The 21,220-nt window shown below is 57.0% G+C and carries 20 protein-coding genes; 11 read left to right on the plus strand and 9 right to left on the minus strand.

Translation table 11 applies throughout. The features are described 5' to 3' along the window. Positions 1-44: 44 nt before the first annotated feature. Together IEW09_RS00525 and tyrS are read right to left on the minus strand one after the other, a co-directional pair. Positions 45-851: a hypothetical protein gene (locus tag IEW09_RS00525; protein ID WP_188552228.1), complete on the minus strand. Its 807-nt coding sequence runs from the start codon at positions 849-851 to the stop codon at positions 45-47. A 64-nt stretch (positions 852-915) separates the two neighbouring features. Continuing rightward, positions 916-2,184 (minus strand): tyrosine--tRNA ligase, encoded by a 1,269-nt coding sequence (gene tyrS, locus IEW09_RS00530; RefSeq protein WP_229738977.1) that lies wholly within the window; start codon positions 2,182-2,184, stop codon positions 916-918. Between the two features lie 131 nt (positions 2,185-2,315). On the opposite strand from tyrS, the gene IEW09_RS00535 reads away from it, so the two are divergent. From IEW09_RS00535 to IEW09_RS00545, 3 genes are all read left to right on the plus strand, one after another. Beyond that, positions 2,316-2,996 carry a hypothetical protein gene (locus IEW09_RS00535; RefSeq protein ID WP_188552229.1) on the plus strand — a complete coding sequence of 227 codons (681 nt, stop codon included), beginning with the start codon at positions 2,316-2,318 and terminating at the stop codon, positions 2,994-2,996. Positions 2,997-2,998: 2 nt separating this feature from the next. Then, a complete protein-coding gene (locus tag IEW09_RS00540; protein ID WP_188552230.1) occupies positions 2,999-3,439 on the plus strand; it encodes a DUF3253 domain-containing protein in 441 nt (146 codons plus the stop codon). A gap of 204 nt (positions 3,440-3,643) precedes the next feature. Further along, a complete protein-coding gene (locus tag IEW09_RS00545) occupies positions 3,644-4,081 on the plus strand; it encodes an MmcQ/YjbR family DNA-binding protein (RefSeq protein WP_188552231.1) in 438 nt (145 codons plus the stop codon). 376 nt (positions 4,082-4,457) lie between these two features. Here IEW09_RS00545 and IEW09_RS00550 read toward each other — a convergent pair whose 3' ends face one another. Beyond that, entirely contained in the window at positions 4,458-4,838 is a 381-nt protein-coding gene (locus IEW09_RS00550; RefSeq protein WP_188552232.1) for a DoxX family protein, read from the minus strand. A gap of 155 nt (positions 4,839-4,993) precedes the next feature. On the opposite strand from IEW09_RS00550, the gene IEW09_RS00555 reads away from it, so the two are divergent. The 6 genes from IEW09_RS00555 to IEW09_RS00580 all read left to right on the plus strand — a co-directional run bounded on the left by IEW09_RS00555 (position 4,994) and on the right by IEW09_RS00580 (position 9,954). After that, positions 4,994-5,869: a hypothetical protein gene (locus IEW09_RS00555; RefSeq protein WP_188552233.1), complete on the plus strand. Its 876-nt coding sequence runs from the start codon at positions 4,994-4,996 to the stop codon at positions 5,867-5,869. Between the two features lie 101 nt (positions 5,870-5,970). Then, positions 5,971-6,435 (plus strand): 3-hydroxyacyl-ACP dehydratase FabZ, encoded by a 465-nt coding sequence (fabZ, locus tag IEW09_RS00560; RefSeq protein WP_229739110.1) that lies wholly within the window; start codon positions 5,971-5,973, stop codon positions 6,433-6,435. Continuing rightward, a complete protein-coding gene (gene lpxA, locus IEW09_RS00565) occupies positions 6,432-7,214 on the plus strand; it encodes an acyl-ACP--UDP-N-acetylglucosamine O-acyltransferase (protein ID WP_188552235.1) in 783 nt (260 codons plus the stop codon). Before fabZ ends, lpxA begins: the two co-directional genes overlap by 4 nt. 52 nt (positions 7,215-7,266) lie before the next feature. Continuing rightward, positions 7,267-8,421: a Gfo/Idh/MocA family protein gene (locus IEW09_RS00570; protein WP_188552236.1), complete on the plus strand. Its 1,155-nt coding sequence runs from the start codon at positions 7,267-7,269 to the stop codon at positions 8,419-8,421. 13 nt (positions 8,422-8,434) lie between these two features. Further along, positions 8,435-9,298 (plus strand): LpxI family protein, encoded by an 864-nt coding sequence (locus tag IEW09_RS00575; protein ID WP_229738978.1) that lies wholly within the window; start codon positions 8,435-8,437, stop codon positions 9,296-9,298. Positions 9,299-9,405: 107 nt separating this feature from the next. After that, positions 9,406-9,954: a peroxiredoxin gene (locus IEW09_RS00580; protein ID WP_188552237.1), complete on the plus strand. Its 549-nt coding sequence runs from the start codon at positions 9,406-9,408 to the stop codon at positions 9,952-9,954. Positions 9,955-10,030: 76 nt separating this feature from the next. Here the strand turns inward: IEW09_RS00580 and IEW09_RS18635 are convergent, their stop codons facing one another. Beyond that, positions 10,031-10,834 (minus strand): hypothetical protein, encoded by an 804-nt coding sequence (locus IEW09_RS18635; RefSeq protein ID WP_229738979.1) that lies wholly within the window; start codon positions 10,832-10,834, stop codon positions 10,031-10,033. A 137-nt stretch (positions 10,835-10,971) separates the two neighbouring features. Continuing rightward, positions 10,972-12,816, minus strand: coding sequence for a transglycosylase SLT domain-containing protein (locus IEW09_RS00590; RefSeq protein WP_229738980.1), 1,845 nt, complete (start codon positions 12,814-12,816; stop codon positions 10,972-10,974). A 134-nt stretch (positions 12,817-12,950) separates the two neighbouring features. Here IEW09_RS00590 and lepA point away from each other — a divergent pair, with 134 nt between their 5' ends. Then, positions 12,951-14,753 carry a translation elongation factor 4 gene (gene lepA, locus IEW09_RS00595; protein WP_188553128.1) on the plus strand — a complete coding sequence of 601 codons (1,803 nt, stop codon included), beginning with the start codon at positions 12,951-12,953 and terminating at the stop codon, positions 14,751-14,753. 364 nt (positions 14,754-15,117) lie between these two features. On the opposite strand, the gene IEW09_RS00600 is transcribed toward lepA, so the two are convergent. After that, entirely contained in the window at positions 15,118-15,789 is a 672-nt protein-coding gene (locus IEW09_RS00600) for an OmpH/Skp family outer membrane protein (RefSeq protein WP_188552238.1), read from the minus strand. A gap of 1,046 nt (positions 15,790-16,835) precedes the next feature. On the opposite strand from IEW09_RS00600, the gene IEW09_RS00605 reads away from it, so the two are divergent. Continuing rightward, positions 16,836-17,924 (plus strand): response regulator, encoded by a 1,089-nt coding sequence (locus IEW09_RS00605; RefSeq protein WP_188552239.1) that lies wholly within the window; start codon positions 16,836-16,838, stop codon positions 17,922-17,924. A 254-nt stretch (positions 17,925-18,178) separates the two neighbouring features. Here IEW09_RS00605 and IEW09_RS00610 read toward each other — a convergent pair whose 3' ends face one another. The 3 genes from IEW09_RS00610 to IEW09_RS00620 all read right to left on the minus strand — a co-directional run bounded on the left by IEW09_RS00610 (position 18,179) and on the right by IEW09_RS00620 (position 21,214). Then, a complete protein-coding gene (locus IEW09_RS00610; RefSeq protein ID WP_188552240.1) occupies positions 18,179-18,523 on the minus strand; it encodes a histidine triad nucleotide-binding protein in 345 nt (114 codons plus the stop codon). 42 nt (positions 18,524-18,565) lie between these two features. Then, positions 18,566-19,882: a M48 family metallopeptidase gene (locus IEW09_RS00615; protein ID WP_188552241.1), complete on the minus strand. Its 1,317-nt coding sequence runs from the start codon at positions 19,880-19,882 to the stop codon at positions 18,566-18,568. A 105-nt stretch (positions 19,883-19,987) separates the two neighbouring features. Continuing rightward, on the minus strand, positions 19,988-21,214 hold the full coding sequence (locus tag IEW09_RS00620; RefSeq protein ID WP_229738981.1) for an acyltransferase family protein: 1,227 nt from the start codon (positions 21,212-21,214) through the stop codon (positions 19,988-19,990). Between the last annotated feature and the right edge of the window lie 6 nt (positions 21,215-21,220).

Here is a 21,220-nt window from a genome sequence, read left to right on the forward strand (position 1 = left end):
ACTCTGAGCATACCGCCGCGATCACCATCGCGCAGCAGCAGCAGCTAATGCTTCTCCTTCGACATCTCCGCCGCCTGTTCGAGCGTCGTGTCCGCAGGCACCTGAGTAAAGTCCGTCTGCACCTCATCCTGCTGCTGCCCAATGTTTTTGAACAGCAGCGCCTTGCCGACGATATTCACGTGTGTCTCGGTGATCTGCCACAAGCCCGGCTTCAACTCGCGGCGTTCCACGCGGAACGTCCCGCCCTGCTTCATTCGTCCTAGCAGGCCCCAGCCAAAGGTCACGTCGCGTACCAGTTTTCCATTAATGGTCTTGATGCGATGCTGCTGCTTGTCGACCACCATCTCGCCGGCCATCGCGCTCAACACACGCGACTGCATATCCGGCGGGTTGAAGTCGGGATTGGGAGAGAAGGTCAGAGTGATCGAATCGCCGTTCTCGTTTGCGATCCTCCACAGAAACGCCGTGGGCAGCATATTCAGAAGCTCAGCGGCGTTCTTATCGTCGCTGGCTCCATCTCTCTTTTGCTTCGCAATCTTCTCCGGGTCGTGAATAAAGCTTTGGATGCGGGCATCTTCTGCGCGTGCTTCATCGGCAGTCAGCGGTGCGCCGTTTTTTTCGAATACGCGCTTTATCGTGCCGTGGCTGGTCTGCACCACGATCGAAATTTTGTCCGCTTCGCGCTGATTGTCGCGATATCGCCACAGGCTGTGATCATTGCGGCTGGCGGCAAGTTCGGTGTTAACCGCTGTCTGCACGATCTGCGTGGGGTCCTGCGCATGGAGCGGCCAGGCAACAAGAAGAACCAGGGCTATACAGCAAAAAAACTTCGAGTGAGTCAGCTTACGCATAGTTGTAGGATGCCATCTTTCCCCGCCGGTTTGTGCCAAAACCACGCGATGACTCAAACGTGGCTCATGCCGTAATCGTAATAGCCTTGGCGCGTTTGCCCAACCGAACCGTTAGCTTTGCCGGCAATGACTCCAGCGAAAGCATCGCATCGCGGTACACGTCGGTGCCTACGCGCACCGCGCCCTCGGCCAGCTTGCGCGTAGCCTCGCTCGCCGAACTGGCAAGCCCGGCCTGCGCCAGCAGCTTCGCCATCCGCACCGTCTTCGGATCGGCTCCAGCGACGGCGCTGTATTCCACCGACACCTCTTCGAGATCGCTCGCCACGCCGCGCTGCTGAAATTGCTGCGCCCAGTTCTCTGCCGCCGCATCCGCTTCTGCCGCAGAATGGAAATCACTCGTAATCGCGTGCGCGAGGTTCTTCTTCGCCTGCATCGGATGTAGCGCACCGCTGGCGACATCGGCCTGCATCTGCGCGATCTCCGACTTGCGTAGATCGGTCAGCAGCGTCCAGTACTTCCACATCAGCTCGTCGGAGATCGACATCAGCTTGCCGTACATCTCCGACGCGGGTTCGTGAATACCAATGGCATTGTTGAGCGACTTCGACATCTTCTGCACGCCGTCGAGACCTTCAAGAATCGGCACCATCAGCACAATCTGCTGCGGCTGACCGAAGTGCTTCTGCAGGTCGCGGCCGCGCATCAGGTTGAACTTCTGATCGGTACCGCCGAGTTCTACGTCTGCATTGAGAGCAACCGAGTCGTAGCCCTGCGCGACGGGATAGATCATCTCGTGCAGCGCAATCGGCTGCTCGGCGTCGAAGCGCTTGTGAAAGTCCTCGCGCTCCAGCATCTGCGAGACCGTGAACTGCGCCAGTAGCTTCACCAGGTCGTAGTAGTTCAGCTTATCGAGCCACTCGGAGTTGTAGCGAACCTCGGTCTTCTCAGGATCGAGAATCTTGAAGACCTGCTCCTTGTACGTCTCCGCATTGGCGGCAATCTGCTCAGGCGTCAGCGGCTTGCGCGTCACGTTGCGCCCGGTCGGGTCGCCGATCAGCGCGGTCGAGTCTCCGATCAAAAAGATGACCGTATGCCCAAGCTGCTGAAAGTGCCGCAGTTTGCGGATCAGCACCGTGTGGCCAAGATGCAGGTCAGGAGCCGTCGGATCAAAGCCCGCCTTGATGCGCATCGGCTTACCCGAGGCGGTGGACTGCTGAATGCGCTCCTTAAGAGCGTCCAGCGGAAGAATCTCGGCAGCGCCCTTGGTGATGAGGTCAAGCTGGTCTTCAAGCGATAAAAAGTTAGACATGGTCTCCGTTACAGAAGCGGACATATTCTCTTAAGTATAAAGATCAAACCCGCATGATTTCCTTTGACATATGCTCTATGTTGAATAGCGGCCTCAGCTACTTGTCTTAGATAAGGTCGATTGATATCTAATCTGTTGCTTACCGCGAGGAACTTATGAAGGGCAAGTTGGGCATTATTTTGGCGACAATGGTCACCGGATTTGCTGTGGGACAGACTTACAATAGGTCTCCATCTAGACCGTTTCCAAACTTTACAGTGCAAAAAGGGCAAGTTGATCAAGATGGATTTCCAATCTCGGGAGCCAAGCTCTGCATATCTAGAAGGCCAGGCATTTGCTACCAGATGCCTTCGCATACTGCAATGGGCAATGTGACGTATGAGTTCGGCCTAGATCCTCATTCCGAGCGAATTTCCGCAATAGAGGGTAATTCGTGGATATTTTTCTCAGCCATGTTCTCCGCAGGTGGAAGCGGTACCCTAACGCGGTTCGCAATGCTTCGGTATGAGGAAGATAACGGAGGCGCAAGCATCACCAATCTCCTGCCATATACGGGAGCAACAGATGAGAGTGAACATGCAATATGGCGAATTTCAAGCGTATCTAAATATCCCATCTTAGTTGAAGCAGACTTCATATGGGGCCAAGGAGAAACGCACTTCGACTCCCCACATTTTTATACAGCTGAAACATGGACATTCGATCCGAAGTCAGATCGATATGCAAAGACACTCTCATATAAAACATCGAAGAAATATTCGGGTGGAGATTCTACTCCAATCCAGGTTCTCGAATCGGAGCGGAGAACTATCCTCCAGCGACTTCAGACGAAATAAACATGCCTGACCGCAAACGTAAACCCGACCGTCCTACACCGCACAAAGACAAGCTTTGCAAGAGCTGCCGCCGCCCCATTCAGTGGCAGAAGAAGTGGGAGTTGGACTGGGACATCGTCAAGTTTTGCAGTGAAGCCTGTAGCGGTTATCGCGGCGACGAAAAAGATGTGGCGCTTGAGGCTGCCATTCTTGAGCTGCTGGCCGAACGCAGCGCCGATGGAGACAGGACCAAGACGATCTGCCCGTCAGAGGCGGCCAAGCTGGTCAGCGGCGATGCTCGCGGCAAGGACAAAGGCGCACGCCGCGATTGGGAGGCTTTGATGGAGCCGGCTCGTGCTGCTGCGCGGCGTCTTGTGGCCGCGGGAAAGATCGTCATCACTCAGCATGGAGCCGTCGTCGATCCGGCCACGGCGAAAGGGCCCATCCGGCTGCGCTATCGCTGAATTCCTCCGGGCGTAGTTATGCAGGCATGAAAGAAACGCAGATTCCCTTCGGGAATGACAACCAAATAGGGCAAAAACGATCTGAGAAAGACCATCCGACGGGTGGGGGTTAGCATTAATGTTCCACGTGGAACATTAAACATCAATTGGTGATATAATCCGCTTCCTTCTGCTTCCATCTACAATCCCTCTTATACTCCTTCCATGGACGTCGAACGCATCCGCTCCTTCCTCCTTAGTCTTCCGCACGTCGTCGAAACCGCACAGTTTGGCGGCCTCGTCTACTGGGTTGGCGACAAAGCCATCGGCGGCAAGATGTTCGCCTGGGTCAAGCTTGAGCAGGACAGCTCTCGCCAGCGCGTCATCTCCTACCCTGCCGGGCCGGAACGCTTCGCCGAGTTGCTCGAGATCGACGGCATCTTTCCCGCGCCCTACGTCGCCCGCATTCACTGGGTCGCCGTCGAACGCTGGAACGTCTTCCGCACCCTAGAATGGGAGCAGGAACTTCGCACGGCCTACGAGTTGACGCTTGCGAAACTTCCACCCAAGGTTCGCACCATTCTGACCATGCCGAAGACGAAGCAGAGACAGCTCATCGGGGAGCGCCGGAAACTTCTGGCTGCTCGGCGATCCGCCTCTTAATATATGTCTAAAGAAGTTCAGGATAAGAGACAACGGCGAAATACAGGGATCTCTCCACTGCGCTTCGCTCCGGTCGAGATGACGTGATTTATAGGTTTTAAATCGCCCTTGTAGTTCAATCAACTGCCTACCCCCGGGGGTACTTTAGTGTTAAAGTCTTCATTTATAAAGGCTTATTTTTCAAAGTCTTCATTCCAAATGCTTTACAGGTAAAGCTCTTATTCTAAAAGAGTTATGCCCGGCACTCTTTCGCCGGGCATAACTCGATCACTTTCTTAATTGTAATGGGTTGACGGAAACTCTTTTGCAACCTCTATCTTGCTTGTTTTGTTTGATTTATGTCGCCACGGGACTTGACAACCTCTCTATTGAAGTTCTACACGTCCATCTTGGCCGTGAAGATGCCCCGGAAGGCTGGCCAGTATGCCCAGATCAGGAAGAGCTCCAACACAGTTGCAAACAGCCCCGGCCCGATGCCCGGCATTAATGTGAGGTGGAACAGCAGAATGTTCACGAGGATCGGCCCCAGGATCGTGAGTCCTACCGGAACGTAACGTCCGACGAGCAGGAGCACGGCGGCGATGACATACAGAACGCCGTGGAAGGTGACCCATCCGTGTTTGAACATAAGGCCCGCCATCACCGCGCCGTCTCCGGGCGGCATGTTCGCGGGGAAGAAGTGGAAGAAGTTGTTGAGGCCGAAGATAAGAAATATCAGGCCAAGCAAAACACGAGCTATCACTACGGCGATCTTCATATTCAGACGGGCTCCATTGTCGAGAGGATTGGCAACACGCCGCACAGGCGGTGCGATTGCGTGAGAATGAGATTATCGGAGAAGCGGGATCTATGCAGAATATTTTTGCCCGGACATTCACCCGTCCGCAGCCGTCCAAAGAATCGGGTAGATTCATGGCAAACGGAGTTTCGATGAAGAAGGTTCCCTGCACCCTGTTGTCTGGCATATTGTTAGCTGCATTGGCCCCTCCCCTGCTCCGTGGGCAGGCCAGTAGCATTCCCAGCGCGACGACCGCAGCGCCCACCGCCCAGACGCAGGAGCAGCGTGGACGCCAGTTGATGGACGAGATGGTTACGGCGCTTGGCGGAGATGAGTGGCTGCATCGTAAGGACATGCAGTTCCACGGCCGCATCGCCGCCTTCTTTCAGGGGCGACCGAATGGCATGGTGGTTGAGTTCGACGCGTGGCAGCAGTTTCCCGAGGGGGGCCAGCCGCAGGCCGAGCGCATCGGCTTCCTGACCGACAAGAGCATGCTCTTCCCCGGCAAGAAGATCGACGTTGTACAGATATGGACCGGCGGCGAGGGCTACGAGGTCACCTACAAGGGTAAGACCAGCCTGCCCAAAGACCAGGTCGAAGACTACTACCGCAGGCAGAACCACTCCATCGAGAGCGTTGTGCGCGACTGGCTCAAGGCCCCCGGTGTCATGGTGCTTTACGATGGCACCAGCATGGTCGAGCGGCGCATGGCCGATGAGGTGACGATCCTGAGCGCGAACAACGATGGCGTCACTATCGACCTCGACGCCACCACGCATCTGCCCCTGCGCCGGACCTTCCAGTGGCGCAATACGACCTTCAAAGACCACGACGAGGACGTCGAGGAGTACGACGATTACCACACGTTTCAGGGGCTACCCACACCGCTTACCATCACCCGTTATCACAACGGCGATATGACTAATCAGCGCTTCCTGACCAACGTGCAGTACAACACCGGGCTGCCGCATGAGCTGTTCAACCCGGACCATCTGCTGAAAAAGAAGTAACCGGGCGGTTTATACTCAGGGCTGCCATGACTGATTCCCAGACTGAATCTCAACAAGGCCTTGAGCCAACCGAAACCGCGGCCCAGCCCGCCAAACAGACGATGGACATCGTCGAGATCATGTCCATCCTGCCGCATCGCTATCCCTTTCTGCTGATCGACCGCGTGGTCGAGATGGAGCGCAAGCAGCGCATCGTCGCCATCAAGAACGTCTCTCTGAACGAGCCGCACTTTCAGGGACATTTTCCTGACTATCCGATCATGCCCGGCGTGCTGATGGTCGAAGCCATCGCGCAGGCGGGTGGAGCGTTGCTGCTGACCGAGATTCCTGACCGCGCCGACAAGCTGATGGTCTTCACCGGAATCGATAATGCGAAGTTTCGCCGGCCTGTTGTTCCGGGGGATCAGCTTCGCATTGAAGTCACCGTGTTGCAGTGGCGCAGCCGTGCCGTGAAGATGCTGGGCATCGCGACCGTTGATGGCAAGGTGGCCTGCGAAGCGACGGTGATGTGCCAGCTTGTGCCGCGCGCGGCGAAGAAGCCTGACGCCGAGGTACCGGCAGAGTGAGCATCCACCCGACCGCCATCGTCGCCGCAGGGGCTGTGATTCCGGAGTCCTGCACGGTCGGCCCGTACTGCACGATTGGAGCGAACGTTGTGCTGGGCGAAGAGTGCGAGCTGGTGTCGCATGTCGTCCTCGATGGGCATCTAACGATTGGCAACCGGAACCGCATCTACTCTTTTGCCTGCCTGGGTATTTCGCCACAGGATTTGAAGTATGCGGGCGAGCCGACGCGGGTGACGATTGGCGACGACAACACCATTCGCGAGTACGTCACCATCTCTCGCGGGACGACGGGCGGAGGTGGGGTGACGACGGTGGGGAGCAGCTGCCTGATTATGGCGTACACCCACATCGGCCACGATTCGCACATCGGCAATGGATGCATTCTGGCCAACTCGGCTACGCTGGCTGGACACGTCATCGTCGAGGATTATGCTGTCGTCGGCGCGCTTTGCCCGGTGCACCAGTTCTGCCGCATCGGCAAGTATTCGTACATCGGCGGGGGGACGACGATCACGCAGAATGTGCTGCCCTACTCGCTGACCAGCATCGAGCGCAATAACCATGCTTATGGACTGAACAAGGTAGGCCTGGAACGGCGCGGTTTTACGCCGGAGCAGTTGAAGGAGCTGCGCGCGGCCTATCGGCTGCTGCAGGCCTCGAAGCTGAATACGACACAGGCGCTTGAAGCCATTCGAGAGACGGTTGCGAAGGGCGCTGGCGAACACGTTGCGTATCTTGCCGACTTTATCGCCAATAGCGACCGCGGCATCATCAAATAATTCGGCTGTTAAAGCGTTATTTGCGGTCGGAAAGGTAGACTGGTCTGCACCTATGACCTCCTCTCTCCGTTGCGTCTTTAAATCCTTCGTCGGCCTCTTTGTCTTTGGTGCGCTCACGCTTGCTTCTGCTTCGGCGCAGAACTCGGCTCACATCCGCGTCGCTGTTGTTGGACTGAACCATGATCACATCATGGGCTTCCTGCACGAGCTGCCCTCGCACCCTGATGTCGATCTCGTCGGCATCTCCGAACCCGATGCTGCGCTTCGCCAGAAGTATGCCGCGCGGTTCCATCTCCCTGATAGCCTCTTCTATCCGTCCGAAGCGGCGATGCTGGCTAAGACACATCCACAGGCGATTCTTGTCTACACTGCTATCGCCGAGCATCGCGCTGCTATTGAGCAGGCTGCGCCGCTGCATATTGCCGCGATGGTCGAGAAGCCGCTGGCTACCACTGTCGAAGATGCTCTGGCGATTCAGAGGCTTTCGCAGAAGTACAACGTTCCTGTGCTCACTAACTATGAGACGACTTGGTATGCCTCCAACACGGCGGCGAATAACATGCTCGAGACCGGGCAGATCGGCGAGCTGCGTAAGCTCGTCTTCCACGATGGGCATCGCGGGCCCAAGGAGATCGGCGTCAGCCCGGACTTCTTCAAGTGGCTTACCGATCCGAAGCTGAACGGCGCTGGAGCGCTCTTCGACTTTGGCTGCTATGGCGTCGATCTCACTACGTGGATGATGCATGGCGAGCTGCCACTTACTGTTACGGCTGTGACCCTGCACATCAAGCCGCAGATCTATCCCAAGGTCGATGACGACAGCACCATTATCCTCACCTATCCGCACGCGCAGGCCATCATTCAGGGCTCGTGGAACTGGCCCTTCGACCGCAAAGACATGGAGGTCTATGGCGTGAAGGGCTATATCGACACGCTGTATGTGGACGGCGCACCGGGCGTGAAGCTGCGCGTTCGTCTGCCCGGCGAGCACACTGAGCACGTCGAAGATGCGCCACCGCTTGCGCCGCCGCAGAATAATTCGCTTAACTACCTTGGCGCGGTGCTCGGCGGAACGCTTACGCCGCAGCATGACCTGACCTCGCTCGACACCAACGTTACTGTCGTACGCATTCTGGACGCCGCACGGCGCTCCGCGCAGACCGGTCGCACCATCCACCTCAGGGACGAAGTCGAAGGCAAGAAGTAGGCTTCGCGTTGTAATGGCATCATTGGATATGGATAAACTCGGCCTCATCGCCGGAAACGGTCGCTTCCCTTTTCTCCTTCTTGACGCTGCGCGTGCCCATGGCCTTCAGGTGGTCGTCGCGGCGATCAAGGAGGAGACCGATCCGGAGATGGACGCTCGCGCCGCAGCCGATGCTGACATTCACGTGCATTGGATGTCGCTTGGCGAACTGTCACGCCTTATCGAGACCTTCCAGACCGAAGGCGTCACGCGCGCCGTCATGGCCGGACAGGTCAAGCACAAGCAGATCTTTTCGAGCATCCGTCCTGACTGGCGTCTGGCAAAACTTCTGCTCAACCTGCGCACCCGCAACACCGATATGCTGCTCGGAGCCGTGGCCAAGGTTCTTGGAGACGAGGGCATCGAGTTGATCTCCTCGACTGCGTATCTCGAACCTCTGCTGGCAAAGGCGGGGGTTCTTACCAGCCGCGCTCCCAGTGATGAAGAGTTGAAAGATGTTGAGTATGGCCGTACTGTGGCCCGGGCGATTGCCGGGTACGACCTCGGCCAGACCGTCGTGATCGCCGCGCAGGCCTGCGTCGCGGTCGAGGCCATGGAGGGTACGGACGCCACCATCGAGCGCGCCGGGGCTCTCTTTCGCACTCTCGACGATGGCGGCGAGACCACCCTAAGCCGTTCGCTGACTGTCGTAAAAGTCGCTAAGCCCAATCAGGATATGCGCTTCGACGTACCGGTCATCGGCGTCGCCACTATCCAGACGATGCACCGTGCAGGCGCAACCTGCCTCGCAGTCGAGGCAGGGAGAACGCTGATGTTCGATCCTGCCGCCATCGTCGCCGCCGCAGATGCCGCTGGCATTGCTATTCTTGCTAAATAGTTCAATTGTCACAATGTTGTTGCGACGTCGTAACCAAAGGGATTGAGCAGGAGTCCTATTGAGAAATGGGCTCGTCTATTCATCATGCTTCACAAAGGGGAACGAAGATGCGCAAAGGAATTTTGCTTGCAGCAATCATAGGTTTGGTAGCGACATGCGGCATTGGATTGAAGGCCCATGCTGCCGACGATACGGACACGGTGAAGGTCGGTATGACCGCACCCAACTTCACTCTTCCCTCACAGGAAGACCGGCCCATCAGCCTCAGCGAGTTCAAAGGGAAGTGGGTCGTCCTCTACTTCTATCCCAAGGACCAGACTCAGGGCTGCACGATCGAAGCGCACAACTTCCAGCGCGATCTGACGAAGTATCATGCCCTGAATGCAGTCGTCCTGGGCGTTAGCCTCGACACAGTTGCCAGCCACAAGGAATGGTGTGCGAAGGACACCTTCAGCTTCAAGATGCTGGCCGATCCCGACCACAAGGTCGTCGATGAGTACGGTGTTCCGGTGATGACCCACGGCGATATGCACTTCGCCAAGCGGCAGACGTTCCTGATCTCGCCCAAGGGTAAAGTAGTGAAGTTCTGGCCCGACGTTAAGGTGGAGCACCACAGCGAAGAGGTCCTCGCCGCCATCGAAGAAGCGAAGAAGTAGAGATATCAACAGACGCAAAAAGGCCCGGGCTCTCAATCGAGTGTCCGGGCCTTTTTGCTTGCCTTAGGTTAGTTGCTTACTTCTTTACAGCCTTCTTCACGGCCTTCTTTGCAGCCTTCTTTGCAGGAGCCTTCTTCGCTGCTGCCTTCTTCGCTGGGGCCTTCTTTACAGCCTTCTTCACGGCCTTCTTTGCCGCTGCCTTCTTTGCAGGGGCCTTCTTTGCTGCTGCTTTCTTGGTTGCCAAGGTATTACCTCTCTTCGTTGGTTTTTTGTTGCTGGCAGTGCTCTTGTTGCCGGACGCCTTTTTAGAGGCGACCTTACCGCCGCGCAGAGCACTGGACTTCTTCGCGGCAGAACTCAATGTCTTCTTTTTGGCCGGGCTCTTCTTCGCCGCGACCTTCTTTGCTGCGGCTTTCTTCACCGGAGCTTTCTTCGCTGCTGCCTTCTTTACAGGAGCCTTTTTGGCGACAACTTTCTTCGCAGGCGTGGACTTCTTTGCGGGCGCTGCTTTCTTTGCAGGAGCTTTCTTTGCCGCCGTCTTTTTGGCTGCGGGCTTAGCAGCCTGTGCGGGAGCCGGGATGCTTACAGGAAGAGTCGCCTCTCTGGTCGGAGGCGTATAGCCGCTGACCGGTGAGGGCGGCATACTGAAGAGGCTCGCCTCTTCGGCATGGGTGTCCGGCCGGCTCAGAGCATCGTCCTCTTCATCGTCCTCGTCGATCTCATCCTCGTCGTCTTCTGAACTCAGAGTGACCTCTTCTTCTTCATCGTCCTCATCAAAGCGGTGGCGCAGATCGTCCTCTTCTACTTCATCGGCGAAGTCGTGGCTGTCATCTGCGGCTGCTGCATAGAACCGAATTGTGTCGTCGAACGTCATTGTCATTTCCCCTCACCACTGCTCTGACTCTTCGCTACAAATACGACGCAACAAAATCTTTCTTTTAATACCTGCGACGAGATTCTAGCAACAGGATGCATCCAAGCGCTACCGAAGGCAAGCAATTCTTTTTCAAAGGTAGCTTATCGGGTAGCTTTCCGTTTCGTTTTGGAGACGGTGTGTTTGGATTTTTCGCTCGTCTTTTTTGTCGTGCTGCGCTCGGACCCATGTGATTTCGAGTGTGATGATGCGGAAGATCGAGCGCTTCCTCGTGACGATCTGCTATGAGAACGAACGCGCGGAGCCAGCTTCACAGGCTCCGATACGCGCAGCAAATGCCCCGTCGCCACAGCGTTTGATCGCAGGTGATTCCAGCGGCGAAGCTGCTCTACCGTTACGCCGAAGCGATCGGCAACCGTAACCAGCGTATCGCCGCGACGCACTTTATACGTCTGCGGATGGGCTACCGCACGAGGCGCTGCGATCGGAATCACCAGCTCATCGCCTGCATCGACGCCGTCGTTTCCGGTAACGCCATTCTCTTCTGCAATGTCGCTCGCATGAGTATGAAATGTCGTTGCGATGCCATCGAGCGTCTCGCCTTCGTGCACCACATGGAAGCGCCAGGTATCTCGCTTGTCCTCCGGAATCTGTTTGATCCGCGATGCAAAAAGTTCGCTCGTGCCAACAGGAATGTGCAGGTCGAACGGGATATCGCGCGGCGTGGTCATGCGCAGCAGGCTCGGATTCAACCCAACGATCTCCGGCAGCGTTGCATTGGTCACATCCGCAACCAGGCGGAGGTCCACCGCATAGCTTACCGTCACAGTATCGGAGACGACCGCAGGCTCGGGAACCACCTTGTCTAGCCCGTACTGCGTTGGATTCTTCGCCATGATGATCGCGGCAATAATACCCGGCACATAATTTTTGGTCGCAGTCGGCAACACATTACGCCGGTACAGCTCCCAGAAGTCTGCATAGCCGGTGCGCATCACTGCACGCTGCACGTTACCCGGACCCCAGTTGTACGCCGCCATCGCCAGATACCAGTCGCCAAACTGGTTGTAGAGCTCCTTCATATAGCGCGCATATGCCTTCGACGACTTCTCCGGATCGAACCTCTCGTCGAACCATCCATTGCGCGTCAGCCCATACGCTCCCTGAAACGGCATGAACTGCCACATGCCGCCCGCACCCGACTGCGCATTCACTACCTGCGGCTGAAAGCCGGACTCCGCGACTGCCAGGTAAATCAGGTCCTGCGGAACCCCTTCTTCGCGCAGGTCCTTCGAGATCATGTCTTTGTATCTGCCTGCACGTTCAAGCGAGCGCAATAGGTGCGCGTGGCCAGTCGGTGAATTTGAAAAATAACTGATGAAGCCTGCGACGTATTGATTGATGACCAGAGGAAAGTCAGATTGCGTTGTCTTCAACTCGGCTTCGAGTTTCGCAGTCAATGCGGGGTTCGCAGGAAAGGTGACCTCATTGGCGGCATCGAGCGGCGCCGCTTCAATCGTCGGCGAAAATCCATTGCCCTGCTTCAGTGCCACCATCTCCAACGAGTTCACCGCGCTCACCAGATGATCGAACTCATCGGCGAGCTGAGGGTCGCCCTTCAGATCCATCCCGCTCATCAACATCGCATCCACGGCAGAATCGAAGTCTGCGCGCGCCGCATCGAGATGGCCCGCGCTGTAGTTGTCGACACCATTGCGATAGAGCTGCTCGGCATGGTTGATCAACTGCTGTTCTTTATAGCTCTTCTCGGGATCGACCGGTTGGGGCTTCGCAGCAGCAACCTTTCCTGCCGGTTGCGCTTTACCTGTCGGATTATTTGCAATGGCCGGGGCCGTCGCCTGTGCAGGCACCTTGGCCGTTGTCGCACCCGGATTCTGCGGGCAGCCCGCAAGCATCACCAGCGGCGCGCACGCTGCCACCAGTGCCCATCGCCGCACATCTTTGAATAGTAGAGTTGTCCGAGCCATCTTCCCTGCTCATTGTAAGACGTATTGCGTGCCCAAAACCTGAGCATCTTGCATCCGCCCCATTGCGGACACCTCACGTTCACCACGAGCCGTCGCAGTGATAGCATCGAAGGTTGAGGCAGTTCGCACCCCGTATGGATCCAAGTCACATCCGCAACTTCGCGATCATCGCGCATATCGACCATGGCAAGTCCACCCTCTCCGACCGGCTGCTGGAGCTGACCGGCTCGCTGACCTCGCGCGAGATGCAGGCGCAGGTGCTTGACGCCATGGACCTTGAGCGCGAGCGCGGCATCACCATCAAGGCCCACACCGTGCGCATGATGTACAAGGCGCACGACGGCGAGACCTACCAGCTCAACCTGATCGACACACCCGGCCACGTCGATTTCAGCTACGAGGTCTCACGCTCGCTGGCATCGTGCGAAGGCGCGCTGCTCGTCGTCGACGCCTCGCAGGGTGTCGAGGCACAGACGCTCGCCAATGCCTATCTCGCCATCGCGGGCGGCCTTGAGATCATTCCCATCATCAACAAGATCGATCTCCCCAGCGCCGACATCGAGCGCACCAAGGAGATGATCGAAAAATCTGTAGGGCTACCTGCCGATGACGCTATTGCGGTCTCGGCCAAGACCGGCCTCAACGTCGCCGATATTCTCGAAGCCGTCGTGACGCTGCTGCCGCCGCCGCAGGGCGATCCCGAGGCGCCGCTACAGGCGCTGATCTTCGATAGCTGGTTCGACGCCTACAGAGGCGTCATAGTCCTCGCCCGTATCGTCAACGGCAAGCTGCGCAAGGGCATGAAGATCAAGGTCATGTCGAACGGCAAGACCTTCGACGTCGAGAGCATGGGCGTCATGACTCCCAAGCCGGTCGAGATGGTCGAGCTTACCGCAGGCGAAGTCGGCTTCTTCGTGGCGACGATCAAAAATGTAGCCGACACCAAGGTCGGCGACACGATCACCTCGGTCGAAAATCCCTGCACCGAAGCGCTTCCCGGCTTCGAAGACATCAAGAGCATGGTCTTCGCTGGTCTCTACACCGTCGACTCGCACGAGCACGCCATGCTGCGCGATGCGCTCGAGAAGCTCCGCCTTAACGACGCCAGCTTCTCCTTCGAGCCGGAGTCCTCCGTCGCGCTCGGCTTCGGCTTCCGCTGCGGCTTTCTCGGGCTGCTGCATCTCGAGATCATTCAGGAGCGGCTGGAGCGCGAGTACGACCTCGACCTCATCACGACAGCACCCGGTGTCCGTTACAAGATCACGCTCACCGACGGCAGTGTCATCGAGGTCGATAATCCTTCGCGCTGGCCTGACCCTTCCAACATCGAGCAAATTGAAGAGCCGGTCATCATCGCCAAGATTTTGACGAACGAAGAGTACGTCGGCGGCATCTTGAAGCTCGTCGAAGAGAAGCGCGGACGTCAGCAGAACATGGAGTACGTCTCCGACACCCGCGTCATGATTACCTATGAGCTGCCGCTGAACGAGATCGTTCTGGATTTTTATGATCGCCTCAAGACCGTCTCCCGCGGCTATGCGTCGCTCGACTACGCTCTCGCAGGCTCGTGGGTCTCGCCCATGGTCAAGATGGATATTCTGATCGGCGGCGACCCCGTCGACGCGCTCTCCGTCATCATCCACAGGGACTTCGCCCAGCAGCGCGGCCGCGCACTTGTATCGAAGATGCGCGAACTGATTCCGCGACAGATGTTCGAGGTTGCCATTCAAGCCGCCATCGGCTCCAAGGTCATCGCGCGCGAGACCGTCAGCGCCATCCGCAAAAACGTCATCGCCAAGTGCTACGGCGGAGACATCAGCCGTAAGCGCAAGCTGCTCGAAAAGCAGAAAGAGGGCAAAAAGCGCATGAAGCGAATCGGCAAGGTCGACATCCCGCAGGAAGCCTTCCTCGCTGTGCTCAAGGTAGGAGAAGAGTAGAAAGTAATCGCGCTGGTTACCTCGAAGACTGGTTTCCAGTGCGAAACAGATGAGCGAGCATACCTTACGATTACAGGGGAGAATTGGCCCCTGTAATCCATTCGTAACATCGCTCTGTGGAAACCCTTGAAATCGCTAGGCTTGCTAATTCAGCACAGAAATAGCTGCAAAATACTGCATATTTACTCGCAACACTATGCTTCGCGAAGAGTTACACATGGCCGAACGCATCTACCCGATAGGAAGATGTGTTCCACAGCATCGTCAAACCGCTATGTGATCGGGAAAATCCACAGAGTTTTCCACAGAAACATGAAAAGGGAGGCCTCCGAGGAGGTCTCCCTTTTCATGAAAGATGGCTTGCTTACTTCTTGGTAGTTGCAGGGTGCGTTGTAGTCGAGTGGTGCGCGGCCGGGGTCGGAGCAGAAGGAGCAGGAGCAGCGACACCCGAAGAGGCGTTGTAGGCCTCGATGATCGCCTGAGAGATATCGGTTCCGGGGGTTGCCCACATCACCGATACGCCTCCCTGAGCCTGCTGGCCGCTGAGGTCGAGAAGAAGGGTGTAGCCATTCTCCTGAACGTACTTCACAACCGTGGGTCCAAGCTTCTGCGCAACCTTGCCCAAAGCATCCTGCAGGTCGGCGTTATAGGCCTGGGTAGCATCCTGCGCATCGCGCTGGAGCTGCTTTTCCTTGGTATCGATCGTGCGCAGCTTGCTGGCGCGGTCCTCGTCCGAGAGGGTCGCAGGCGCGCTCTGCAGCTGCTTCTTCAGCGAATCCACCTCGGCAGACTCAGAATCGATCTGGGTCTTCTTCGGGGCATACTTGCTCTGAATCTCCTGGATAGCGCGCTGACCTTCGTTGGTAGCGGCTGCAACCTGCTCATACTCAATCAGGGCAATCTTTGCTGGTTCAGCGTGTGGCGCCACAGCAGCAGGAGCGGCGGGTTGGGTGGTGGGCGTCGTTGTTTGGGCCATCCCGGCAACGGTCAACAATCCCGCGCCAAGGGCGGAGACTAGCGTAAGGGTACGGTTCATGCGGTGTGTGATACTCCTTCGGGGATCATTCCAAATCATCCGGCCGTAGGCGCACCAATCGCGACCTTCCGAGCCATTCCTGCATCCTCTTGATGGTGACGCTCGAAAAGCGTGACTACCTTTTGCCTCGAACACCGCGGTCAGCATAACAAAGAAACCGTCGGCAAGCGAGAGGGTTGGCGGAACATCTCGAATTATAGGGCTGCCCTCGAAGCCGGTCAAACGGGATTTCTCCGACGAAATATCCTAAAAAACATAGCGCGACGAAGGCCGTACTTCTATTTTTGGGTAGCTCAACCGAAAGATGGCTGCTAAGTCCAGCAAATCAGTGGTTACAGTTTGGCCAATCGATTGCTATCTATCTCAGCATTACTCCTCCGAGTCGATATCGAAGCGCAGTTGTAATGCCCCGGATCGAAAGAAGCTAATCCCCGATGAGGGTTTAGCCATCGACTGAGTGGCTCACTTCCTTACCGGAAGTCTTTATGGGAGGCCAGTGACTGGCCATTAGATACGCAAAAGCCGCTCCCCTGAGCGGCTTTTGCTTCTTTTATTCCGGATCAGCCTCCGGCTGCCGAGCGCATGAGCTTCATCTATATAGGTATAGGGAAGCAATGCAGCAAAGAATGGGCAGGCGGCTCGGCAAAGAGAGTTCTTGCCAATCGCTACCTTTACGCGTACTCTAAGTCTTACCTCGTGAACCGGCTGTGGGTGCCGCTCATTGTGTAGCCGTCAATTTGGTAGCGATCCTGTAGAGATTGGCAGCAAGCAGCCAGACACAGTGAAGTTGTGGGACTCTGTCGCAAAGAGGTAGAGGGTGAGGGTTCGCCAAAGTAAGGCGTTCCAGGTTGTATACACTGGCAGTTCATCGCTGGTCACAACCAACAGGCAATACCAAGACGTCCGTTCGAGTGTATTTTGAGACCGTTTCCTCCGACGCTGCAATCCCGGTTTGGTTGGCTCCGCGAAATCTGCGCGGCGACGACGAGGCCCGTGGCGTGAGAGTGAACCGCTAATTGCTATCTAATGCAATAGGAAGTGGAAGCATGACTTCAGAGCAGAATGTGCCCGAGGTGCAATCGCCCCAGGGTTCGTCAATGTCAGCCGGTCAGCAGGACGGTGACGAGCAGTTCTCCGGGGCGAACGTCCCCCACGGAATGGGGCAGTCTAAGAGCAGCCGTCGTCGGCGCCGTAAGCGGAAGAGCAAGGGCGCGGATGCCCCCCAGCCGGTACAGCTTTCCGGCGAGCAAACCGCACAACCCATCGGCTCTATTCAAGCTGCCAGCACGCAGCCCTCTCAATCCCAACCCAACTCCGGCCAGCAACAGCAGAACGGCTCCGGCGGTTCTGGTGGATCCTCGACAGGCAAACGCTGGAAGAAGAAGTTTCGCGATCGCGACCGCCAGCGCTCCCAGGAAAATCCGGGTAACGTAGCCAACGGTAGCAACGGCGGCGGCTATCGTGACAGCAACACTCATCAGCCGGGCAACAATGGCTTCAAGCGCAAGGGTGGTGGCGGCGGACGCCAGCAGCAGCAACGCGGCCCGCGCAGCTTTGTGGGCCCCATGGACCACAGCTACCGCGCCGTGAACGGCAACTTCGCCGATGCGCCTCCCTCCACCATCGAGACTCACGGCAACTTCCAGCCGCGCAGCAGCAGCCGTAGCGCTTATCAAAGCGATTCACAGCCGATCGACTACTCACAGGGCCGTGCTATTCCGATTCCCGAAGACGCGCCGACCAAGATCTTCTTCTTCATCGAAGACCTCTTCTTCATCGCGAAGATTCAGGAGACCGCGCGCAAGCTGGGCGTAAAGATCGCCTTCATCAAGAACGATAAGGAATCGATCGCCCAGTTGACGGGCAAAGACGAAGAGAAGCCGGGCCTGATTGTCTTCGACCTCAACAATGCGAACGCCAAGCCGCTGACCCTGATCCCCAAGCTGAAGGCGAAGCTCAAGCGAGGCACGTCCATCGTTGGCTTCCTCTCGCATCTTCAGGGTGACCTGAAGGCAAAGGCTACGGAAGCCGGTTGCGACACGGTTATGCCGCGTTCTGCCTTCTCGCAGAACCTGCCCAACCTGCTGCGCCGCTATGGCATCGAGGAAGAAGACGAGCCGAACTTCAACCAGTAATCATCCGAAAGAGACGAACGAGAAATGAAAAGCCCTGCGAGAGGTCTCGCAGGGCTTTTCCACTGTAATAGATCGTTCCATCGCCAATAATTTAGAGCGGTTCTCCTCCAGATGTAGTTTTGCCGATTCGGGCAAAACGCAGATTCCCTTCGGGAATGACAAACAAAGGAAGCCGCACCTGAGAGGATGACAAGCAAGGAAGCTACGCCGAGAGGAAATAGCTTTGCATAGCCGAATATCACGGCAAATGCGCTCTAGCCTGGAGGCCAGTCCATATGGCGTCCGCCCAGCAGATGCAGGTGCAGATGGTTCACCGTCTGGCCGCCGTCGTCGCCGGTGTTGACGACGACGCGATAGCCTCCGTCGAGCTTGCGCGTGCGTGCAATCTCGGCGGCCGTGGCAAGCAGGTGGCCCAGAAGCGGGGTATGTTCCGCAGCGACCTTTGCCTGTGAGGCAATGTGCTGTTTGGGAATAATCAGCAAATGAACAGGAGCTTGTGGATTGATATCAGGAAAGCCGATACAGAGCTCATCTTCGTGGACCCTGTTCGCCGGAATCTTTCCTTCGATGATTTTGCAGAATAAACAATCAGTAGCCATTGGTTCAGGACTCTCTTCGATACGTTATTGAAGCGTAGACGTTTACGGGGAGAAATACTTCGGATGCTCGCCTGTTGCCCAGGGGTTGTAAGCGGCGGCGAAGGCTGCACGACTTTCAATCGATGGATGGCTGCCTGTCCAGAATTCGACGAAGGGGTGCGCCGTGGGATCTTCGAGCGACGCCTCGCCCAGCCGTTGAAAGGCCTGCTGCGTTACCTTCTGCGGATCGGCCACGATGCCGTGAATCGCCTCCTGCCCGTAGACATCGGCGGCGTGCTCGATCGATCGACTGAAGGCATTTTCAATCGGAGCGGAGAAGAAGGACAGGGTGTTCAACGCCAGCAGCAATACCGCGAGAAAGGCCCAGTCGTTCTGCGAGGCGATGCGCCACCGGCTTCCATAACGGCGGAGCGCCCACTCTGTCAGCTTCTGCCCAACGAAGAAGGCCACCAGCAGCAGAAGGCCAGTGAACACGAGGCCAAGCGCGATGTGGTGCAATGCATAATGCCCAAGCTCGTGTCCGAAGACGGAGGAAAGCTCGTCCGGTGTCGACTGCGCAATGGTTGTGTCCCACAGGACAAGCCGCTTCGATGGGCCAAAGCCGGTGACGTAGGCGTTCAGATCGGTTACTTTGCTGCTGGCGCGCATGTAGAACATGCGATCCGGAGGTAGGCTGATGCCGCTGCGTGCAACCACCTTCTCCAACTGCGCGACCAGGGCGGGGTTCGATTGCTGCAACGGCTCGAACTTATTGAAGAGCGGATCGACCAGCACCGGCGAGAGAAAGACACCGAACAGCACCGCCGCCATCGCTGGAACCCAGAACCACAGCCACCATCGCTGCGGCGAGCGGCGGATGACCCAGAAGAGCACCATCACCAACATGCCGCCCACAATCCACATCAGCAGAAAGCTCTTGACCTGATCCCACAACCAGCTCGGCCAGTGCTGTACCGAGAGCCCATAGGTCAGCCCCAGGTGATGCCCGTAGATATACAGCGGAGCATCGAGCAACGCAATCACACCGAACAGCAGCAGCGTAAATAAAAAGCACTGCGCCAGCCGATTCTTCGTGGCACTGGCCGCAAGGTCGCGCAGCCGTGGCGGAACGCCCAGCGCCAGCAGCAGAAGCAGTTGCAGAATGCTCCACACACTACCGGCGAAGTAGAGAACCGTCCGCACACGGAAGAGCCCCTCTGCCTGCTTCAGCTTCGCAGGCGGAAGCGTATAGGCGGATGTGTCATGAGCGGCTTCGTGCAGTGCGCGGGCTTCGGTCGCGGTGGTGTTTTTTACCCAGTGTGGCGCTGTAAGCAGCGCAGCCAGAGCGACGACCAGCAGAAGTATCGTGCGAAGACGCATCGTTTATAGGACTCCTGCGGGCAGAGTTTTGTGTACAAAACCCGCCCGAAATTTTACTTTGCCTGTCTTCCGCCACTTCGCTTGGGATGGCGGTTCGATGTTCTCTCAAATCGCAGGGTCAAGCCGAACTTCCGAACCGACAGCAGCAGATTTTTGCTTTGCGGAGCGCCTGGACCTTAGCCTCAGGAACGGCCGTTCCACAGCGAAGTAGAGGAGCGTGGCGGCGCACAGGCAGGCAACGAAGTAGATGCAAACGGAACGCCAATCGGCTTGCGCAGTTAAGACAGGCAGCATCCGGTGGGTGACATGCGCTACGGATTTGTGCGTGAGATAGAGGCTATAAGCAAGGACGGCGAGAGGTGCAGCTCCGGGAACACGCCTTTTCAGGATGCTCCCATCGCAAACCGCCGAGGCCACCATCAGGCCAAATCCAACCGCCAGCGCAGGGAAGGCAAAGAGAATACTTGCGGGCAGATCCGGACTTGGATAATCGAAGTTGCAAAGACGAAGCGCAACGACGACTGCGGCCACGCCACATAGCAGTAAGAGATTTCCGTGGCGAGCGATGCGCGACCACCACGATGGCCGAAAGGTGCGAAGAATAGCCAGACCAACCCCTATCGCCAGCCCATCGACACGTGTGTAGGTCGGGTAATAAATGAACTTCATCATCAAGAGGCCGTGCATCTCATCGGGGACTCCGGGATTCAGGACGACGTGGTAAAGCACCCAGGCACGAAGAGCAATTCCGCCAAGAACGATAGAAAGCACCAGTACCACGGTCTTCCAGACGGCTGGACTGCGCATGAACACAAGAAGAAGCAATGGCAGGATCAGATAGAAGTGCTCTTCGACGCAAAGAGACCACACATGAGAGAACGCGTGGGCTTCGGGATAGTGCAGCAGGAACAGATTCCAGGTGAAGGTGAAGTACTGCCACGGTGCGTAAAGGCCGGGTGCTTCCCTCCACGAGGGAACAGTGAGGTAGAGGAACAGCACCGCGAGATAGGCTGGAAGGATGCGGTAAGCGCGACGAGCGTAAAACTCTTTAAGCGAAGGAACCTCTCCATTCAGATAGGGCTTCAGCAACTGGGAGCCGATCAGAAAGCCGCTCAGGACGAAGAACAGGTCTACTCCTACCCAGCCGACCGAGGCGATCGGGTTCAGAACCGCCGGAAGAAGGCTATACATGTTCAGGTGATAGAGCATCACAACTAAAATCGCGACGGCGCGCAGCGTGTCTAGCCCGTGGAAACGGAGAAGAGGAACTTCGTTGTTGGATGTCATACCGTGACCGCAAAAGAGATAGCGCAGAGGCTGCGCCTGTTCCATTAAGCG

The organism is Edaphobacter dinghuensis (assembly GCF_014640335.1).
In the GTDB taxonomy this organism is placed as follows: domain Bacteria; phylum Acidobacteriota; class Terriglobia; order Terriglobales; family Acidobacteriaceae; genus Edaphobacter; species Edaphobacter dinghuensis.